Source organism: Pseudomonas sp. SDT291_1_S447, from assembly GCF_054070155.1.
The window spans coordinates 1-18,929 of the sequence record NZ_JBSVXS010000032.1; the positions used below are offsets into that span (position 1 = coordinate 1).

Below are 18,929 nucleotides of genomic sequence, written 5' to 3' on the forward strand. Positions count from 1 at the left end.
TTGGAATGCGATCAACCTGTGGGAGCGAGCCTGCTCGCGAAGAGGCCAGTGCAAACAGAAAAGATTTCTAGGGTTGTTCCCCGGAGAACAAACATGACTGACACGCCAATGTCCCCCGCCGAATTCGAAGCGGCCCTGCGCGCCAAAGGCGCCTATTACCACATCTACCACCCCTACCACGTGGCGATGTATGAAGGCCGCGCCACTCGCGAGCAGATTCAGGGCTGGGTCGCCAACCGCTTCTACTATCAGGTGAACATCCCCCTGAAGGACGCGGCGATCCTCGCCAACTGCCCCGATCGGGAAATCCGCCGCGAGTGGATCCAGCGCCTGCTCGACCATGACGGAGCTCCCGGCGAAGACGGCGGCATCGAAGCCTGGCTGCGACTCGGTCAAGCGGTCGGTCTCGACCCGGATCAACTGCGCTCCCAGGAACTGGTGCTGCCCGGCGTGCGTTTCGCCGTCGACGCCTACGTCAACTTCGCCCGCCGCGCCAGTTGGCAGGAAGCCGCCAGCAGCTCGCTGACCGAACTGTTCGCGCCGCAGATTCACCAGTCGCGCCTCGACAGCTGGCCGCAGCATTACCCGTGGATCGATCCGGCCGGTTACGAATACTTCCGCACCCGTCTCGGTCAGGCACGGCGCGATGTCGAGCATGGTCTGGCGATCACGCTCGAGCACTACAAGACCCGCGAAGGCCAGGAGCGCATGCTGGAAATTCTCCAGTTCAAACTGGACATTCTTTGGAGCATGCTCGATGCCATGAGCATGGCCTACGAACTGAACCGCCCGCCGTACCACAGCGTCACCGAACAACGGGTCTGGCATAAAGGAATCACCTTATGAGTTTCGACCGCAGCAAAATCCCGACCTGGCGTCCCGGTTACCGCTTCCAATACGAACCGGCGCAGAAAGGCCATGTGCTGCTCTACCCCGAAGGCATGATCAAACTCAACGAAACCGCTGCGTTGATCGGCGGTTTGATCGACGGCGAACGCGATGTCGCGGCGATCATCGCCAAACTCGATGAACAGTTCCCCGGCGTGCCTGAGCTCGGTGACGACATCGAGCAATTCATGGAGGTTGCCCGTGCGCAGCACTGGATCGAACTTGCCTGATCTGCCGCCCAAGCCTGAAGTCGGCCTGCCGCTGTGGCTGCTCGCCGAGCTGACCTACCGCTGCCCGCTGCAATGTCCGTACTGCTCCAATCCGCTGGATTTCGCCGAGCAGGGCAAAGAGCTGAGCACCGAGCAGTGGATCAAGGTGTTCCGCGAAGCGCGGGAGATGGGCGCAGCGCAATTGGGCTTTTCCGGTGGTGAGCCGCTGGTGCGTCAGGATCTCGCTGAGCTGATTCATGAAGCGCGGCAATTGGGTTTCTACACCAACCTGATCACCTCAGGCATCGGTCTGACCGAGCAGAAAATCAGCGACTTCAAGAAGGCCGGTCTCGATCACATCCAGATCAGTTTCCAGGCCAGCGACGAGCAAGTGAACAACCTGCTTGCCGGCTCGAAAAAAGCCTTCGCGCAGAAGCTGGAAATGGCCCGCGCGGTTAAGGCCCACGGCTATCCGATGGTGCTGAACTTCGTCACCCATCGGCACAACATCGACAAGATCGACCGCATCATCGAGCTGTGCATTGCGCTCGAAGCCGACTTCGTCGAGCTCGCCACCTGCCAGTTCTACGGTTGGGCGCAGCTCAATCGTTTCGGCCTGTTGCCGACCAAGGAACAACTGGTGCGTGCCGAGCGCATCACCAACGAATATCGGGCGAAACTGGAAGCAGAAGGGCATCCATGCAAGCTGATTTTCGTTACCCCGGATTATTACGAAGAACGCCCAAAAGCCTGCATGAACGGCTGGGGCAGCATCTTTCTGACGGTCACCCCGGACGGCACCGCCCTGCCCTGCCATGGCGCCCGACAGCTGCCGGTGCAGTTTCCCAATGTGCGCGATCACAGCATGCAGCACATCTGGTACGACTCGTTCGGCTTCAACCGCTTTCGCGGTTACGACTGGATGCCCGAGCCGTGCCGCTCCTGCGACGAGAAAGAAAAAGACTTCGGCGGCTGCCGCTGCCAGGCGTTCATGCTCACTGGTGATGCGAGCAATGCCGACCCGGTGTGCAGCAAGTCCGAACATCACGGCGTGATTCTCAAGGCCCGCGAAGAAGCCGAGACCGCCACTCAAACCATCGAACAACTGGCCTTCCGCAATGAACGAAACTCACGCCTCATCGCCAAGGGCTGAGCCTTTCAGCGCCTTGCAAGCCGTCGCTGCCGGCATGGATTTCGCCGAACTGCAGCTCGGCGCCAATGGTTTGTTCTGGAATGAATACCGCCCGGAAGATGCCGCGTGCCGGATCTGGCATTGGCGCGATGGCGTGGCGAAATGTCTGACGCCGGATGGCTTCAGCGTGCGCAGTCGGGTGTACGAATATGGCGGTGGCGCGTTTTGTCTGACGCCGGATGGGGTGGTTTTCGTCGCTGAGGCGGATCAGCAGTTGTATCGCCAGAAGCTCGGTGGCGAGCCGGAAGCATTGACCTCGGGCGAGTGCCGTTATGGCGATCTGCATTTTGCTTTCGGCCAAGTGCTGGCGGTCGAAGAACAGCAAGATCAGCATCGGCTGGTAGCAATCGATCTGGCTGACGGTGGGCGGCATTTATTGGCTGAAGGCGCGGATTTTTATGCGGCGCCAATCCTTAGTGTGGATGGCCAGCGTTTGGCCTGGATCGAGTGGAGTCGGCCGCATCAGCCGTGGACGTCGACCCGGTTGATGGTGGCTGAGCGTTCGACCAATAGCGCTTTTAGTTCGCCGCGATGCGTTGCCGGCGCCGAGTTTGAAGAGTCCATCCAACAACCGCGATTCGATGCCGACAATCGCCTTTATTGCCTGACCGATCGTGGTGGATTCTGGCAGCCGTGGGCTGAGACTTCCGCCGGTTTGGAGCCATTACCTGCTGCGCAAGCCGATCACGCGCCAGCACCGTGGCAACTCGGCGGCTGCACCTGGTTTCCTGTTGGGGATTCCTTTCTTGCCAGTTGGAGCGAAGGTGGTTTTGGGCGTCTGACGCTTGGCGATGAAGATTACACGGGGGATTACAGCCGCTTCCGCCACTTGGCGCTGGATGCACAAAACATCTACTGCATCGCCGCCTCGCCGATCAGCCCTTCGGCGGTCATCGTTATTGATCGAACGAGTCGCGAAGTGAAAGTGCTGGCCGGTGGTGTTGCGCCCCTGCCCGCCGAACGCATCAGCCGTCCGCAAACCCTGCGCTACCCAAGCGGTTCGGGCGAAGCGCATGGATTCTTTTATCCAGCCATGAGCGGCGAGACAAAACCGCCGCTGGTGGTGTTCATTCACGGCGGCCCGACATCAGCCTGCTACCCGATGCTTGATCCGCGAATCCAGTACTGGACGCAACGCGGCTTCTCCGTCGCCGATCTCAACTATCGCGGCAGCAGCGGTTATGGCCGGGAATATCGACAGGCACTGCATCTGAGCTGGGGCGAGGTGGATGTCGAGGATGCTTGTGCGGTGGTGAGTTATCTCGCCGAACAGGGTTTGATCGACGGTGAACGCGCATTCATTCGAGGTGGTAGCGCGGGCGGCTACACCACGTTATGTGCGCTGGCGTTCAAACACGTCTTCCGCGCCGGAGCGAGTTTGTACGGCGTTAGCGACCCGGTTGCGTTGGCTCGGGCAACGCACAAATTTGAGAGTGATTATCTGGACTGGCTGATCGGCGATCCCGAGCAAGACGCCGAACGCTACGCCGCACGCACACCGTTGCTGCACGCAAACAACATCCGCGTACCGGTGATCTTCTTTCAGGGAGAACTGGACGCCGTGGTTGTCCCGCAACAAACCCGCGACATGGTCACGGCGCTGGAGCAGAACGGCATCGCGGTCGAAGCGCATTACTACCCCGACGAACGCCACGGCTTCCGTCGCGCGGCCAATCAGGCGCATGCGCTGGAGCAGGAGTGGAAGTTTTATCGCCGCGTGATGGGGTTGGCGGACTGATCAGGGCGCCCCGCAGAAATCGCGCAGCCCCATTCGCGAGCAGGCTCGCTCCCACATTGGATCGGTGTTGTTCACAAATCCCCTGTGGGAGCGAGCCTGCTCGCGAAAGCTATCTACTTGGCGCCGCAGAACTCAGCGCTTGGCGATGATATACACCGCATGCACGATCCCCGGAATATAACCGCACAACGTCAGCAGAATGTTCAACCAGAACGCCCCGCCAAACCCGACCTGCAGAAACACGCCCAGTGGTGGCAACAGAATAGCGATGATGATGCGAATGAAATCCATGGGGCAGCTCCTGTATGGGGGTTGGCTCACTTGAGCCATACAAGCTAATCGACCTGCGCCGCTCGTCAGGGTTCAGTGCTAATCACGGTGTCGGTATCAAACTGATAGCTCAGCCAAGAATTTGCAGTCCGTGCTTCTGCACGATACTCAGTAACTTCAGCGCCATTCCGCTGGGGTGTTTGTCTCCCGACTCCCATTGTTTGACTGTCGACGCGCTCGTGTTCAAGTAGCGAGCGAATACCGGCTGGCTAACGTTATTGCGTTCGCGCAGAGCCTTGATCTGTTCCGCCGGGATCGCTTCAGGAACCGTTGCCAGACACGACTCATCAAACTCCCGCATTGTTGCCTTGCTGATTGCGCCGACAGCCAGTAGAGCGCTGGCTGATTCGTGTATCGATCCAAAAACTTCACTTTTGAATTTCTTACTCATGAAATATCTCCACAAACTCCTTCATTGCCAACAAATCCCGGATCTGCTCCTCGGTCAGCTGAGCATAGGCTTTGGCTAACTTTCGTAAATCCTTCAATTCAGATGTCGCAGGGACCTCCTAAAAAACCATTCGCACGACGAACTCTCAAGCTCTAAACACCATCTGCAAAACCCGGCCACAAAAAAACGCCCCACGCCAAAAGAATCAGGCGTGGGGCGTGCGTTATACCGCGAGACGGTTCTGGAAATCGGGTAGGAAACTTCAGTTCAGACGGCAATCCCCTTGCGGCATTGCAGTTGTGCGGTTCGCACTCGCGAGAAGGCGCGACCCAGGCGCAGGAGCATTTCGTCGATGTTGGTTTTGCTCACGGTGAGCGCCGGGGTGAAGCGCAGGCAGTTGGCTTGCGGGGCATTGAGCAGCAGGCCTTCATGCAGTGCGGCGTGGACCACGGCTTCGGCGGAATCGTCTGACAGGGTCAATCCGTAGAACAGGCCTTGGCCGCGCAATTCGCCGTGGTCATAGCGGTGCGCCAATCGAGCCAGGCCTTCGCGCAGGTATTGGCCGTTGTCGTTGATCTGCTGGAGGAAGCTGCGGTCGTACACGCTGTCGAGCACTACCAGACCGGCCGCCGTCATCAATGCATTGCCGTGATGCGTACCGCCGAGTTCGCCGGCCTCGAAACAGCAGGCCTTGCCCCGCGCCAGCAGCGCCGCCAACGGCACACCGCCGCCAAGCCCTTTGCCGAGCACAACGATATCGGCGCGCACGCCGTAGGATTGTTCGGCGAGCAAGGTGCCGCAGCGACCGATGCCGGTCTGTACTTCGTCGAGAATCAGCAGAATGCCCAATTCGCGGCACAGTCGTTCGACACCTTTGAGGTAATGCTCGGTCGCCGGCACAACGCCGGCGTCGCTCTGGATCGGCTCCAGCATGATCGCCACGGTCTGAGCATCGACCGCGGCGTGCAGGGCCGGCAAGTCGTTGAACGGCACCAGATCAAAACCCGGCAGCAGTGGCGCAAAACGGTTGTGCAGGTTGCAGCTGTCGGAGGCGGAAATCGTCGCCAGACTACGGCCATGACAACCCTGCTTCGCAACAATAATCCGCGACGCGCCGCCGCGATGCAGTTGGCCCCATTTGCGCGCCAGTTTGATCGCCGCTTCACAGGCTTCGCTGCCGCTGTTGAGCAAGTACGCCTGATCGCTGAAAGTGGCGGCGCAGAGGCGCTCGGCAAGGCTGAGCATGCCGCGATTATGCAGATTGAAACCGGGATTGATCAGCGCCTGCGCCTGACTGCTGATGGCTTTGACCAATGCCGAAGGACTGTGGCCAAGGCTGTTGGCGCCACCGGCCTGGGAAAAATCGAGGTATGCGCGGTCGTTACTGTCCCACAGCCACGACCCCTGCCCCCGGACGAACACCTGCTGCGGTCGTTCGATGCTGGGCATCAGCCTTTCAACGCTAAGATTTTCGCTGCTTTCTGCAGGATTGGCCTCGAAGGCGAGGTCATCAAGACTCGGCGTCTGACGCCGCAAACTGAACAGATTCATTGAAAAACACCTCGTTTCAGGTGTTTTGAACTGCCTATGCAAACACTGTCGAAGCGAACGCTATTCATCGCGCTTTCTGGCCCTGTAAGCCTTGTGAATGCGGTTAGACTAGGCTCACCGAGGCTTGCGGGCCATTTCGATTTACCAGCATTTTCGATAAGCATTACTTATGGATTTCAAACAACTGCGTTATTTCGTCGCGGTCTACGAGGAAGGTCATGTCGGCCGGGCGGCGGAACGCCTGTCGATTTCGCAACCGGCGCTCTCGCAGCAGATCCGCCAGCTCGAACAGAACCTCGACGTCACCCTGTTCGAACGCAGCAGCAAGCGCCTGCTGCCTACCCTGGCAGCGCACACCTTGTACAACCACGCGTTGCCGCTGCTCGATGGTTTGCAACGGGCGCGCGAGGCGTTGGGGAATTTCAAAGGACAGGCCTTGCGCACGCTGGCGATCGGCGTGCTGCAAACGGTTCACACTAGTCTGGTGCCACAAATGCTTGAGCGGGTGCGTAAAGCGCAGCCGCATCTGGTGGTGCAGATTTATGAGTTGACCGGACTTGAGATCGAGCGGCGACTGCTCAACGGTTCATTGGACATCGGCATTAGTTATCTGCCGCCGCGCCAACCTGGGCTGCATGGCGTCATGCTTTACGAAGATGAGCTGACGCTGGTCATCCCAGCCGATCACCCCTTGCGTGAATTCAAGAAAGTCTCGATGCGCCAGGCTGCCGAGTTGCCGATGTTGCTGCTGGGCGAAGAATTTCAGATCCGCCAGATCTGGCAGGCGCAACTGACCGCGCTGGGACGTCGCCCGCAGGTGCAGGCTGAGCTGAACAATATGGTGGGGATTCTCGACAGCCTGCCACACACCAAACTGGCGACGGTGCTGCCGGGGCGTTCGCAAAAGGAGTACGACGATCAGGATTTGCTGTGGAAACCGCTGAGCGAACCCAGGGTGCCGCTGAAGGTTGGGTTGGTCTGTCGCGATGTGCAGCGTCAGCAGGCGCCTTTGGCACTGTTACAAACGTTGCTGGAGGAAGTGATGGAGCGCGAAGTGAAGCCGGCGCTGGATCCGCTGGCCTGACTACTTTTCTGCAGGCAAAAGAAAACCCCGCCGAAGCGGGGCTTTGCAGACTGTTTCCCTGACATCCATTTCACTCCGCCACCCTGGCAGAATCCTACGTGTCCGTGTTGTTGCTTTGCGCTTCCTGCGCGACGTCCATGAAATGTAGATTAGCCGTGGATCCAATCCACGCATATGGGAGAACAGCAGCACGTCATGTAAGCAAATGCTTACATGACGTCATCGCATCAGAATTGCGCTGCATCCAGCAGGAACAGCGACTCGCTACCGGCCTTCACCGACGCACTCAACGAGTGAATACGCGGCAGCAAACGGGCGAAGTAGAAGCGCGCGGTGCCGAGCTTGCTGGCATAGAAATCGTCCTGCGCTTCTTTACCCAACGAGGCTTTGGCCATCAACGCCCACATGTAGGCGTAGGAAACGTATCCAAACGCTTGCAGATATTCGACTGAGGCCGCGCCGATTTCGTTCGGGTTGTTTTTCGCCCGATCCAGCAGCCACGAGGTCAGCTCGTCGAGGGTGTTGACGGCATCGTTCAGCGGTTTGGTGAATTCGCCCAGATCGGCACTCGCGGTGGCGGTGAAGTGGCGGATCTCGTCGGCGAACAGTTTGTAGAACGCGCCACCGCTGCCGACGATCTTGCGACCGACCAGGTCCAGTGCCTGAATGCCGTTGGTGCCTTCGTAGATCTGGGTGATGCGCACGTCGCGCACCAGTTGCTCCTGACCCCACTCGCGGATATAGCCGTGGCCGCCGAAAATCTGCTGGCCGTGCACGGTGGTTTCCAGACCCAGATCGGTGAGGAACGCCTTGGCCACCGGCGTCAGCAGTGCAACCAGATCTTCCGCACGTTTGCGGGTGGTGGCGTCTTCGCTGAACTTGGCGGTGTCGAGTTGCATCGCCACGTAGGTGGAGAACGCACGGCCGCCTTCGTTCGAGGCTTTCATGGTCAGCAGCATGCGCCGCACGTCCGGGTGGACGATGATCGGGTCTGCGACTTTGTCTTTGTTCTGCGCGCCGGTTGGCGAACGGCTTTGCAGACGGTCACGCGCATATTCAACGGCGTTCTGGTAAGAGCGCTCGCCGGTGGCCAGGCCCTGGATGCCGACGCCCAGACGTTCGTAGTTCATCATGGTGAACATCGCGGCGAGGCCTTTGTTCGGCTCGCCAACCAGATAACCCACGGCTTCGTCGAAGTTCATCACGCAGGTCGCGGAGGCCTGGATACCCATTTTGTGTTCGATCGAACCGCAGTTCGCCGGGTTGCGCGCGCCCAGGCTGCCGTCGGCGTTGACCATGAACTTCGGCACGAGGAACAGCGAAATGCCTTTCGGACCCGCTGGCGCGTCCGGCAGTTTCGCCAGCACCAGATGGATGATGTTTTCGGTGAGGTCGTGTTCGCCACCGGTGATGAAGATCTTGGTGCCGCTGACCTTGTAGGAACCGTCGGCCTGAGGCTCGGCCTTGGTGCGAATAATCCCCAGATCAGTACCGGCGTGTGGCTCGGTCAGGCACATGGAACCGGCCCAGACGCCGGCGTACATGTTCGGCAGGTACGCAGCTTTCAGCTCTTCGCTGGCGTGGGCGTTGATCGACAGGCAGGCGCCGGCGGTCAGCATCGGGTACAGACCGAAGGACAGGCTGGCGGAGTTGACCATTTCTTCGACTTGCGCCGACACGGCTTTGGGCATGCCCATGCCGCCGTAGGCCGGATCACCGCCAACGCCGACCCAGCCGCCTTCGGCATAAGTCTGATAAGCCTGTGGGAAACCTGCCGGTGTGGTGACGGCACCGTCGGCCCAATGGCAACCTTCTTCGTCAGCCGCACGGCTCAGTGGCGCGATGCTTTTGCTGGTGACCTTGCCGGCCTCTTCGAGAATGGCTTCAACAGTTTCGGCGTCGACGGTCTCGGCCAGCGCTGGCAGTTCAGCCCAGAGTTTGGCGACTTCGAACACTTCATTGAGGACGAAGCGCATATCGCGCAGCGGCGCTTTGTAGTCAGCCATGGCAAACCTCGCAAGATCTAAACAGGTGATTCGTGGAATGGTGTTTTCGTTGAGCCGGAGTGTACCTCAACAACTTTTGCGACACATAGGGTCAACCGGTGACTGTTTTGTTATTTTTAGTCATCAAAAAAGATCACAGCCTTCGCCAGCGCCTACAGGTAAAACACGATCCTATGTAGGAGCTGCCGAAGGCTGCGATCTTTTGATCTTCCTTAAAGCGCAAACAGTTCAGCAGGCAACTTCATCAAACAATCACTCCCCGCCTCGATCGCCGCCCGATGCGCTGCCGTACGCGGCAACAAACGCTTGAAGTAAAACTCGCACGTCGCCAACTTCCCGCGCAGGTAATCCGCCTCACCCTCGCCCGCGTCCAGTTGCGCCTGCGCCACCAATGCCATACGCAGCCACAGATAACCGAGGATGATGTAACCGCTGTACATCAAATAATCCACAGACGCCGCGCCCACCTCATCCGGGTTCTTCATCGCCGCCATCCCAACCTTCATGGTCAGGTCGCCCCACTGCTGGTTCAACTCATTGAGCTGCGCAACGAAACTGCCCAGTTGCGGGTGCTCGGCGTTGGCCGCGCAGAACTTATGGACTATTTTGGTGAAGCCGCGCAGCAACTTGCCCTGACTGCCCAGCACCTTGCGCCCCAGCAGATCCAGCGCCTGAATGCCGTTGGTGCCTTCGTAGATCGGCGCGATCCGACAGTCGCGAACCAACTGCTCCATGCCCCACTCGCGAATAAAACCGTGGCCACCAAACACCTGCATGCCGTGGTTGGTCACTTCCAGCCCGGTGTCGGTCATGAACGCCTTGCAGATCGGCGTGAGGAACGCCAGCAAGTCCTCAGCCTCCTGACGCGCCTCGGCATCGCTGCTCAGATGCGCGACATCAAGCAACTGCGCGGTGAAATACGTCAGCGCACGATTGCCCTCGTTGAAGGCCTTCATGGTCAGCAACATGCGCCGCACATCCGGGTGAACGATGATCGGATCGGCGGCTTTGTCCGGGGCTTTGGCACCGGTAAGCGAACGCATCTGCAAACGGTCGTTGGCGTATTTGATCGCACCCTGGAAACTCGCTTCACCCAGACACAAACCCTGCATCCCGGTGCCAAGGCGTGCATGGTTCATCATGGTGAACATGCAGTTCAGGCCCTTGTTCGGCTCGCCGATCAGGTAACCCTTGGCGCCGTCGAAGTTCAACACGCAAGTGGCCGACGCCTTGATGCCCATTTTGTGTTCGATCGAACCGCAGGACACGCCATTGCGCTCGCCTGCCTCACCCGTCGCATCCGGCAAGAATTTCGGCACGATAAACAGCGAAATCCCTTTGGTTCCGGCCGGCGCGTCCGGCAGTTTGGCCAACACCAGATGGATGATGTTGTCGCTCATGTCGTGCTCGCCGGCAGAGATGAAAATCTTGCTGCCGGTGACCGCATAACTGCCATCGGCCTGAGGCACGGCGCGGGTCTTGATGATGCCCAGGTCGGTGCCGCAGTGGGCTTCGGTCAGGCACATGGTGCCCGTCCATTGCCCGGCGGTGAGTTTGCTCAGATAAGTCTCTTTCTGCTCGGCGCTGCCGTGGGCGTGGATCGCCGACATCGCGCCGTGAGTCAGCCCCGGGTACATGCCCCACGACGTGTTGCTGGAGCCGACCATTTCGCTGATCACCAGCCCCAGCGAGCTCGGCAGGCCTTGGCCGCCGTAGGTCGGGTCCGCCGCCAGACCGTGCCAGCCGCCCTCGACGTATTGTGCGAAGGCTTGCTTGAAGCCTGTAGGCGTTGTCACCACACCGTTGTCGAAATGGCAGCCCTCTTCGTCACCGCTGCGATTAAGCGGCGCCAGAACGTTCTCGCAGAACTTCGCGCCCTCTTCGAGGATCGCGTTGATCATGTCCGGGCTGGCGTCATGGGCGCCGAGAGCGGCGTAATTGGCGTGGAAGTCGAAGACGTGGTCGATCAGAAAGCGCATGTCGCGCAGGGGAGCTTTGTACTCAGGCATGGTGGCTTCTCCGTCAGCAGATTGCCTCAACCTACTGCCGGCCACCACGCCAAACAATCATTGTGCAGACGCTGAATGCGCCGTCATCACTCAACCCGCAGCGGTGTCCATACGCACCGCGCCACGGCGGTTTTGTCCGTACGCCATCACGCAGTTACGCCCCGCGCCTTTAGCGGCGTAAAGCGCCTCGTCGGCGGACTTCAGCACTTGTTCCGGGTTGCGCTGCTCCACTCGCTCGGCGACACCGATGCTCACTGTCACCGACACACTGGACGCTCCCGAACCGGCGCGGCGCTGGCGACCTTGCTGATCATCCTGCGGACGGTTTTCCTGATTGCGCAGTTGAATGCTGTAGGACGCAATCGACTCTCGGATCACCTCAAGGTGCGGCATGCACTCTTCAAGGGTTTTGCCTGCGAACACCAGAGCAAATTCCTCACCACCGTAGCGATACGCCCTACCGCCACCACTGATTTTCGACAGCTTGCTGGCGACCAGACGCAGTACCTGGTCACCGACATCGTGACCGTGGGTGTCGTTGAATTTCTTGAAGTGATCGACGTCGCTCATCGCCAGCACATAATTGCGGCCCAAGCGCTGCATGCGTTCGTTGAGCGCACGACGTCCCGGCAGACCGGTCAGTTCGTCGCGGAAGGCCATTTGATAAGCCTCGTGCGCAACGGCGGCGGCAATCATCAACATCACCTGACTGCACATGATGTTCAAGGTAAACGGCAGGATGAAGGTTTTCGGCAGCATCCAGAACACGCCGAGCAGGCCAACCAATTGTGCCGCATGCAGTGGACGCGGATTGCGCCAGTATTGCCAGGCCAAGAGCAGGAACGCCGAGATAAATACCGGATAGGAAAGCTGGATCAGACTCATCCATGCGCCATGCAGCGCCGGCCAGCGGATTTCCGACAGCCACATCAGCAGTGCCTGGGGATAACTTTGCTCAAGCCCCAGCGCCACGCTGCCGAAGGCCAGCAGCACGGCGAAGCGCGCAACCATGTCCTGAAACAGATGCGTACGTTCCTGCCACGCAGCGAACAAGCCGAACAACAACGGCAGCAGCAAACACACAAGATGAAAGACCACCGCAGCGTCTTCGCGGACCTTGCCGTTGTCGCGGTAATAGTCGGTCTGGGTGTCGAGCAAAAAGTAGGCGATGTACACCGTGAGCATCAGAAACAGTTCACGCTGACGCCGATAAACCGCGCAATACGCGCCACCCAACAGCAGCACCAGGGTCGGCAACACATTGAACAGCGAAGTGAAGAACACGCTGAGGTCTTTGACGTACGCAGCCGCCAACCCCGCGAGTAACAACAGCAGTGAAGGTAGGAAATGGCTGAAACGTACAGCGGAAGAACGCGGCAAGGGTAAAGCTCCGACCCGTCATATCAAAGAGATGGCATTGTGCCTGCAAAGTGCAGCCAAGCCCACACAATGTGATCCAGATCACACACTGTCTCTTTAACGGCCGGTAGCCCGACTATCTGAACTGTTCACCAACAAAAAAACCGCTACCCCCTAACGGGAGCAGCGGTTTTCAGGAGACTGCGTTAAGGCTTAGTAGCCCAGTGCGAAGTCTTCTTCTTTCATGTCCATCAGGTTGTTGGCGCCCGACAGCATAGTGGCCACGTGCGTGCGGGTACGCGGCAGGATGCGCTGGAAGTAGAAGCGCGCGGTTTGCAGCTTGGCGGTGTAGAACGCCGCGTCGCCGCTGCCTTCTGCCAGCTTTTCAGCAGCCAGACGCGCCATGTCGGCCCAGAAATAAGCCAGGCAGGCATAACCGGAGTACATCAGGTAGTCCACGGAAGCCGCGCCGACTTCTTCGCGATCTTTCATGGCGGCCATACCGACCTTCATGGTCAGCTCGCCCCATTCCTTGTTGATTGCCGCCAGCGGTGCGACGAACTCTGCAACGGCTTCGTTGCCTTCGTTGTTCTGGCAGAACTTGTGGACGATCTTGGTGAAGCCCTTCAGAGCCTCGCCTTGCGTCATCAGCACTTTACGGCCCAGCAGGTCGAGTGCCTGGATACCGGTGGTGCCTTCGTACAGCATCGAAATGCGGCTGTCGCGAACGTTCTGCTCCATGCCCCACTCGGCGATGAAGCCGTGGCCGCCGTAGATCTGTACGCCGTGGTTAGCGGATTCGAAGCCGACTTCGGTCATGAACGCTTTGGCGATCGGGGTCATGAAGGCCAACAGTGCGTCGGCTTTCTTTTTCTCTTCTTCATCGACGCCGTATTTGACGATGTCGACCTGTTTGGCAGTGAAGTACACCATCGCACGGTTGCCCTCGGCGAACGCCTTCATGGTCAACAGCATGCGGCGTACGTCTGGGTGCACGATGATCGGGTCAGCGGCTTTTTCCGGCGCTTTCGGGCCAGTCAGCGAGCGCATTTGCAGACGATCGCGAGCATATTTCAGGCCGCCCTGGAAACCGATTTCGGCGTGGGCCAGGCCCTGCAGTGCGGTACCCAGACGTGCGGTGTTCATAAAGGTGAACATGCAGTTCAGGCCTTTGTTCGCCGGGCCGATCAGGTAACCGGTGGCGCCGTCGAAGTTCATCACGCAGGTGGCGTTGCCGTGGATGCCCATCTTGTGTTCCAGCGAACCGCAGGTCACCGCGTTGCGTGCACCGACGGTGCCATCAGCATTCGGCATGAACTTTGGAACGATGAACAGCGAGATGCCTTTGGTGCCAGCCGGTGCGTCCGGCAGGCGGGCCAGCACGATGTGGACGATGTTGTCGGCCATGTCGTGTTCGCCGGCCGAGATGAAGATCTTGGTGCCGGAAACTTTGTAGGAACCATCAGCCTGAGGTTCGGCCTTGGTGCGCAGCATGCCCAGGTCGGTGCCGCAGTGCGGTTCGGTCAGGCACATGGTGCCAGTCCATTCGCCGGAAACCAGTTTGGTCAGATAGGCTTCTTGCTGCTCTGGCGTGCCGTGCTCGGAGATGGTGTTCATCGCGCCGTGCGACAGGCCTGGGTACATGCCCCACGACCAGTTGGCTTCGCCAACCATCTCGCTCACTGCCAGACCCAGCGACTCCGGCAGGCCTTGGCCGCCGTGCTCAACGTCGTGAGCGAGGCTTGGCCAGCCGCCTTCAACGAATTGCTTGTAAGCCTCTTTGAAGCCTGTCGGGGTTTTCACGCCGGACTCGCTCCAAGTGCAACCTTCGAGGTCGCCCACGCGGTTCAGCGGTGCCAGTACCTGCTCACAAAACTTGGCGCCTTCTTCGAGAATGGCGTCAACCATGTCCGGAGTTGCGTCTGCGCAAGCCGGAAGGCTCTGATAGTGCGCTTCGTAGCCGAGCAGTTCGTCACGAACGAAGCGAATATCACGCAAGGGGGCCTTGTAGTCAGGCATAGCGATAAACCTCTGCTGATGTAACCGGGAATGAACGACCGTGTTGATTTGTTGTGACGGTCAAACAGTTGTTTGAAACATACGTTTACGCCGAAATCTTGTCAAGCGTCGATCTTTTGCCGTTCGTCATCGCACCTTTCAAACGCCGGGCACAGCAAACCGCCATGCGTTCGAATGAGCCACGGGCGCTGAAAAAAGATTAGTTGAGGGAGAAGGACTTACAACAAAAAACGCCGCGACAAGGCGCGGCGTTCAGGGTGCAGATTGCGAAAAATCAGGCGAAGGTGTCGATGATCGTACCGAGCACTTCGTCGGAGGCTTTGGCGACTTTCACACCCAGCTCCGCCTGGATCTTGCCCTGAGACATCTCGACCATATTGCTGGCCAGATCCGATTGCTGGGCGCGATCGACACCGCGCAGACGATCAATCTGCACTTCAGATGACTGGCTGGTCACCGAGCGCTCGATTGTGTTGTTGGCAATCTGGCTGGCAGCCTGATCGACGCGGTTCTGCCCGCTCTGAATCGAGCTCAGACCTGCATAAAAAGCTGTGTTACCGGAGATTTCCATAACAGTTCTCATCCCTGGGAAGGATCAATGGCTGCCATTGAAGCAGAGGCGCCAGAAAAACACCCGTCAAAAACACTAATGGCACAGTGCCTGCCCATAGAGAAAAGCTTAGTCGAGCAGATCCAGTTGCAAATGATCCGCCACCGCTTCTGCGCTCAGGGCCTTGAGTTTCGGCACGCGCCCCAGGCACGGCGCCGGAATCCGCTCGGCCAACGTCGCGAGGTTTTCTTCCAGCCGTGAAGTCTTCGGATCGATGATATTCGCCACCCACCCGGCCAGTTGCAGCCCATCACGGGCAATCGCCTCCGCAGTCAGCAAGGCATGACTGATGCAACCCAGTCGCACGCCCACCACCAGAATCACCGGCAACTTCAGCGCAATCGCCAGATCCGACAGATTATCCTGATCGGCCAAAGGCACCCGCCAGCCGCCCGCGCCTTCGATCAGAGTGAAATCGGCATGCATCGCCAGAATCTCACGCATCGGTGCCAGCAGCGATTGCACGGTCAAGGCCACACCCGCTTCACGCGCCGCCAGATGCGGAGCAATCGCCGGCTCGAACGCCACCGGATTGACCTGTTGATAAGTCAGCGGCAGCGAACATTCGGCCAACAGCGCCAACGCGTCGGCATTGCGCAATCCCTTCGGCGTCACTTCGCACCCGGACGCCACCGGTTTGCCCGCCGCCGTACTCAGCCCCGCAGAACGCGCCGCATGCAGCAACCCGGCGGCAATGGTGGTCTTGCCGACGTCAGTGTCGGTTCCGGTGATGAAATAGGCTGTGCTCATACGGGTTTCTCCAACACGGCGTAGACCACCTGATAAGTCGCCGGCAACCCCGACGCCTGACGGAACTGCTCGTAAGCGTCGACCAAACCGAGAATCCGCGCCCGCCCGGTCAAACCGCCCGGGCGCCCCGGGTTCAAATTGTGCGCGCCCAAGGCTTTCAACTCATGGGTCAAACTGCGCACATCCGGGTAATGCAGCACGTGCGGTTGATTCTCCAGACTCAACGTGCGCAAGCCACTGGCCGCACACAATTGTTCATAGCGGGCGAACTCGCGGAAGCGATTGACGTGCACCATCCCGTCGACCTGCCGCCAGCTGTCGCGCAACTCAAACAGCGTCCCTGCACAAAGACTAGCAAACGCGAAGATCCCACCCGGTTTCAGCACGCGAAAAGCTTCGCTGAGCACTGCATCAAAGTCCGCGCACCACTGCACGGCGAGGCTGGAGAAGATCAGGTCGCAAGTCGAGTCCTGCAACGGCAGACGCTCCGCATCGCCGGCAATGAAATGCTCGGCACCACCCAATGGCCGCGCGTGCTCAAGCATGCCTTCAGCGATATCCAGCGCCAGACCGTGACCCTCGGCAAACCGCGAAGCCAACGCGCGGGTGAAATAACCCGTGCCACAACCCAGATCCAGCCAACGCGCAGGCACAAATTCCTGCGGCAAACGCTCAACCAACTGTGTACCAACATCACGTTGCAACTCGGCGACGCTGTCGTAACTGGCCGCCGCGCGAGAAAAAGAGGCCGCGACCTGACGCTTGTCAGGCAAGCCGCCAGGCAGCACAAGAGACAAATCAGTCATCACCGCACTCATGTAAAAAAGCCTGGATAGCGCCCGCCAGTCCGTGGGGGTCTTCCAGGAGGAACGCATGACAGGCCTGTTCGATCAGACCTATTTCGATATCCGGCAACAGGGCGAACAATGCCCCCGCCGCTTCCGCCGGGACCAGACCGTCCTGTCCGGCGAACAAATGAAACTGCGGGCCACGAAAAGCCTGCAGCGCTTCGCGGGTGTCCATTTGCGCAAGCAATTCCAATCCCGCCATCAACGCCGACGGCGCAGTATTTGGCGCGCCGCCCAACATCAACCGCGACAACCCGCGCGGGTCCTGCGCGCCTTGAGCACAGAGCAGCGAGAAGCGTTTGAGAGTTGTGCGCGGATCAGCCTGGCAACCGGCGAGAAACGCGTCGAAAGTCTCGCCGGGCATCGCGTTCGGCCACTGCTCATGGGCAACGAAAGAAGGATTGCTCGCCAGCGTCAGCAAACCGCAGCAACGCTCGCCACGCCGTGCCGCCAGCTCGGACGCGAGCATGCCGCCCAGCGACCAGCCACCCAGCCACACGTCCTGAGGAATGCTTTCATCAAGTTCGTCGAGCCAGTCCTGCAGGTCGCTGGAATCCAGTTCCGGCAGCGGCTCGATGTCGACTTTCAGATGTTCATCAAGGCCTTGCAATGCGGCGGCCAGAGGCTCCATCGGCGACACGCCGAGGCCCCAACCGGGCAGCAGAATCAGGCGATCACGCATGGCTTGGCTCCGACGACAGTTGGGCAAAGCAATCGGCCAGTCCCTCTAACAATAGCTGCACCTGCGCCTCGCTGTGCGCGGCGGTCAGGGTCACCCGCAAGCGAGCGCTGCCGGCGGGCACGGTTGGCGGGCGGATGGCGGTGACCATCAAACCGCGCTCGCGCAACATCTGCGACAACCGCACCGCGCGCCCGGCATCGCCGATCATGATCGGCTGGATCGGCGTGAAACTGTCCATCAACTCGAGGCCAATCTGCTCGGCGCCATGGCGGAACTGACGGATCAGCGTTTGCAGATGTTCTCGACGCCAGTGTTCAGTGCGCAGTAGCTCCAGGCTTTTCAGCGTCGCGCAGGCCAGCGCCGGTGGCTGGCTGGTGGTGTAGATGTACGGACGGGCGAACTGGATCAGGCTTTCGATCAGCTCTTCGCTGCCAGCGACAAATGCCCCTGCCGTGCCGAACGCTTTGCCGAGGGTGCCGACCAGCACCGGCACATCCTCCTGAGTCAAACCGAAATGCTCGACGATGCCGCCGCCGTTCGCACCCAGCGGCCCGAAACCGTGAGCGTCATCGACCATCAACCACGCACCTTTGGCCTTGGCTTCACGGGCCAGCGCCGGCAGATCCGCGAGGTCGCCGTCCATGCTGAACACACCGTCGGTTACCACCAACGTATTGCCGGTGGCTTTCTCCAGGCGTTTGGCCAGGCTCACCGCATCGTTGTGCAAATAACGATTGAAACGCGCACCAGACAACAGGCCCGCATCCAATAACGAAGCGTGATTGAGGCGATCTTCCAGCACCGTATCGCCCTGCCCGACCAGCGCCGTGACCGCACCGAGATTGGCCATGTAGCCGGTGGTGAACAGCAACGCACGCGGGCGGCCAGTGAGGTCAGCCAGTGCTTCTTCCAGAGCGTGGTGCGGGCCGCTGTGGCCGATCACCAGATGCGAGGCGCCACCACCGACGCCCCAGCGTTCAGCACCGGCGCGCCAGGCTTCGATCACTTGCGGGTGATTGGCCAGGCCGAGGTAATCGTTGTTACAGAAGGCAAGTAACGGTTTGCCGTCGACCACCACTTGCGGGCCTTGCGGGGACTCGAGCAGCGGTCGCTGGCGATAGAGGTTTTCGGCACGACGGGCAGCAAGGCGTGCGGCGAGATCGAAAGACATGCAGGCCTCACATCTGAAAAATGACTGTGTAGGAGCTGCCGAAGGCTGCGAACTTTTGATGTTGTTTTTTAAAGACAAGATCAAAAGATCGC

Annotated in this window: 17 protein-coding genes; 5 read left to right on the forward strand and 12 right to left on the reverse strand. The window is 59.6% G+C overall.

What is annotated here, in order from left to right:
- Window positions 1-93: 93 nt before the first annotated feature.
- From pqqC to ACW9IR_RS13110, 4 genes are read left to right on the forward strand one after another with little or no spacing between them, the layout of a single operon-like run.
- Window positions 94-846 carry a pyrroloquinoline-quinone synthase PqqC gene (pqqC, locus tag ACW9IR_RS13095; RefSeq protein WP_064365278.1) on the forward strand — a complete coding sequence of 251 codons (753 nt, stop codon included), beginning with the start codon at window positions 94-96 and terminating at the stop codon, window positions 844-846.
- A complete protein-coding gene (gene pqqD / locus ACW9IR_RS13100) occupies window positions 843-1,118 on the forward strand; it encodes a pyrroloquinoline quinone biosynthesis peptide chaperone PqqD (RefSeq protein ID WP_110720732.1) in 276 nt (91 codons plus the stop codon). The genes pqqC and pqqD overlap by 4 nt, the downstream gene beginning before the upstream one ends.
- Window positions 1,111-2,250 carry a pyrroloquinoline quinone biosynthesis protein PqqE gene (pqqE, locus tag ACW9IR_RS13105; RefSeq protein WP_457463593.1) on the forward strand — a complete coding sequence of 380 codons (1,140 nt, stop codon included), beginning with the start codon at window positions 1,111-1,113 and terminating at the stop codon, window positions 2,248-2,250. The genes pqqD and pqqE overlap by 8 nt, the downstream gene beginning before the upstream one ends.
- Entirely contained in the window at window positions 2,216-4,027 is a 1,812-nt protein-coding gene (locus ACW9IR_RS13110) for a prolyl oligopeptidase family serine peptidase (protein WP_457463549.1), read from the forward strand. The genes pqqE and ACW9IR_RS13110 overlap by 35 nt, the downstream gene beginning before the upstream one ends.
- A gap of 132 nt (window positions 4,028-4,159) precedes the next feature.
- Here the strand turns inward: ACW9IR_RS13110 and ACW9IR_RS13115 are convergent, their stop codons facing one another.
- The 3 genes from ACW9IR_RS13115 to ACW9IR_RS13125 form a co-directional block, all read right to left on the reverse strand.
- On the reverse strand, window positions 4,160-4,318 hold the full coding sequence (locus ACW9IR_RS13115) for a YqaE/Pmp3 family membrane protein (protein ID WP_003228885.1): 159 nt from the start codon (window positions 4,316-4,318) through the stop codon (window positions 4,160-4,162).
- Window positions 4,319-4,427: 109 nt separating this feature from the next.
- The gene (locus ACW9IR_RS13120; protein WP_102900121.1) at window positions 4,428-4,748 is read right to left on the reverse strand and encodes a helix-turn-helix domain-containing protein; all 321 of its coding nucleotides are present in this window, start codon (window positions 4,746-4,748) and stop codon (window positions 4,428-4,430) included.
- A gap of 267 nt (window positions 4,749-5,015) precedes the next feature.
- On the reverse strand, window positions 5,016-6,299 hold the full coding sequence (locus ACW9IR_RS13125; RefSeq protein WP_457463552.1) for an aspartate aminotransferase family protein: 1,284 nt from the start codon (window positions 6,297-6,299) through the stop codon (window positions 5,016-5,018).
- A gap of 169 nt (window positions 6,300-6,468) precedes the next feature.
- On the opposite strand from ACW9IR_RS13125, the gene ACW9IR_RS13130 reads away from it, so the two are divergent.
- Window positions 6,469-7,383 carry a LysR family transcriptional regulator gene (locus tag ACW9IR_RS13130; RefSeq protein ID WP_077574788.1) on the forward strand — a complete coding sequence of 305 codons (915 nt, stop codon included), beginning with the start codon at window positions 6,469-6,471 and terminating at the stop codon, window positions 7,381-7,383.
- A 227-nt stretch (window positions 7,384-7,610) separates the two neighbouring features.
- On the opposite strand, the gene ACW9IR_RS13135 is transcribed toward ACW9IR_RS13130, so the two are convergent.
- The 9 genes from ACW9IR_RS13135 to bioF form a co-directional block, all read right to left on the reverse strand.
- Complete coding sequence (locus ACW9IR_RS13135) at window positions 7,611-9,389, reverse strand: acyl-CoA dehydrogenase C-terminal domain-containing protein (protein ID WP_457463555.1); 1,779 nt, start codon at window positions 9,387-9,389, stop codon at window positions 7,611-7,613.
- A gap of 212 nt (window positions 9,390-9,601) precedes the next feature.
- A complete protein-coding gene (locus tag ACW9IR_RS13140) occupies window positions 9,602-11,398 on the reverse strand; it encodes an acyl-CoA dehydrogenase C-terminal domain-containing protein (RefSeq protein ID WP_457463557.1) in 1,797 nt (598 codons plus the stop codon).
- Between the two features lie 90 nt (window positions 11,399-11,488).
- A complete protein-coding gene (locus ACW9IR_RS13145; protein WP_016983164.1) occupies window positions 11,489-12,778 on the reverse strand; it encodes a GGDEF domain-containing protein in 1,290 nt (429 codons plus the stop codon).
- Window positions 12,779-12,970: 192 nt separating this feature from the next.
- The gene (locus ACW9IR_RS13150; protein WP_110720737.1) at window positions 12,971-14,776 is read right to left on the reverse strand and encodes a phenylacyl-CoA dehydrogenase; all 1,806 of its coding nucleotides are present in this window, start codon (window positions 14,774-14,776) and stop codon (window positions 12,971-12,973) included.
- A 274-nt stretch (window positions 14,777-15,050) separates the two neighbouring features.
- Window positions 15,051-15,347, reverse strand: a complete 297-nt coding sequence (locus ACW9IR_RS13155) for a pyrroloquinoline quinone biosynthesis protein PqqE (RefSeq protein WP_095122564.1) — start codon at window positions 15,345-15,347, stop codon at window positions 15,051-15,053.
- Window positions 15,348-15,455: 108 nt separating this feature from the next.
- Window positions 15,456-16,136 (reverse strand): dethiobiotin synthase, encoded by a 681-nt coding sequence (bioD, locus tag ACW9IR_RS13160; RefSeq protein WP_457463560.1) that lies wholly within the window; start codon window positions 16,134-16,136, stop codon window positions 15,456-15,458.
- On the reverse strand, window positions 16,133-16,942 hold the full coding sequence (gene bioC / locus ACW9IR_RS13165) for a malonyl-ACP O-methyltransferase BioC (protein ID WP_457463562.1): 810 nt from the start codon (window positions 16,940-16,942) through the stop codon (window positions 16,133-16,135). The genes bioD and bioC overlap by 4 nt, the downstream gene beginning before the upstream one ends.
- The gene (locus ACW9IR_RS13170) at window positions 16,935-17,666 is read right to left on the reverse strand and encodes an alpha/beta fold hydrolase (protein WP_457463564.1); all 732 of its coding nucleotides are present in this window, start codon (window positions 17,664-17,666) and stop codon (window positions 16,935-16,937) included. Before ACW9IR_RS13170 ends, bioC begins: the two co-directional genes overlap by 8 nt.
- Window positions 17,659-18,837 carry an 8-amino-7-oxononanoate synthase gene (gene bioF / locus ACW9IR_RS13175; RefSeq protein ID WP_457463566.1) on the reverse strand — a complete coding sequence of 393 codons (1,179 nt, stop codon included), beginning with the start codon at window positions 18,835-18,837 and terminating at the stop codon, window positions 17,659-17,661. The genes ACW9IR_RS13170 and bioF overlap by 8 nt, the downstream gene beginning before the upstream one ends.
- Window positions 18,838-18,929: the final 92 nt, after the last annotated feature.

Coding starts and splice junctions, on each gene's coding strand:
- pqqC (WP_064365278.1), top strand. CDS start 94: ATGACTGACACGCCAATGTCCCCCGCCGAATTCGAAGCGGCCCTGCGC.
- pqqD (WP_110720732.1), top strand. CDS start 843: ATGAGTTTCGACCGCAGCAAAATCCCGACCTGGCGTCCCGGTTACCGC.
- ACW9IR_RS13110 (WP_457463549.1), top strand. CDS start 2,216: ATGAACGAAACTCACGCCTCATCGCCAAGGGCTGAGCCTTTCAGCGCC.
- ACW9IR_RS13115 (WP_003228885.1), bottom strand. CDS start 4,318: ATGGATTTCATTCGCATCATCATCGCTATTCTGTTGCCACCACTGGGC.
- ACW9IR_RS13120 (WP_102900121.1), bottom strand. CDS start 4,748: ATGAGTAAGAAATTCAAAAGTGAAGTTTTTGGATCGATACACGAATCA.
- ACW9IR_RS13125 (WP_457463552.1), bottom strand. CDS start 6,299: ATGAATCTGTTCAGTTTGCGGCGTCAGACGCCGAGTCTTGATGACCTC.
- ACW9IR_RS13130 (WP_077574788.1), top strand. CDS start 6,469: ATGGATTTCAAACAACTGCGTTATTTCGTCGCGGTCTACGAGGAAGGT.
- ACW9IR_RS13135 (WP_457463555.1), bottom strand. CDS start 9,389: ATGGCTGACTACAAAGCGCCGCTGCGCGATATGCGCTTCGTCCTCAAT.
- ACW9IR_RS13140 (WP_457463557.1), bottom strand. CDS start 11,398: ATGCCTGAGTACAAAGCTCCCCTGCGCGACATGCGCTTTCTGATCGAC.
- ACW9IR_RS13150 (WP_110720737.1), bottom strand. CDS start 14,776: ATGCCTGACTACAAGGCCCCCTTGCGTGATATTCGCTTCGTTCGTGAC.
- ACW9IR_RS13155 (WP_095122564.1), bottom strand. CDS start 15,347: ATGGAAATCTCCGGTAACACAGCTTTTTATGCAGGTCTGAGCTCGATT.
- bioD (WP_457463560.1), bottom strand. CDS start 16,136: ATGAGCACAGCCTATTTCATCACCGGAACCGACACTGACGTCGGCAAG.
- bioC (WP_457463562.1), bottom strand. CDS start 16,942: ATGACTGATTTGTCTCTTGTGCTGCCTGGCGGCTTGCCTGACAAGCGT.
- ACW9IR_RS13170 (WP_457463564.1), bottom strand. CDS start 17,666: ATGCGTGATCGCCTGATTCTGCTGCCCGGTTGGGGCCTCGGCGTGTCG.
- bioF (WP_457463566.1), bottom strand. CDS start 18,837: ATGTCTTTCGATCTCGCCGCACGCCTTGCTGCCCGTCGTGCCGAAAAC.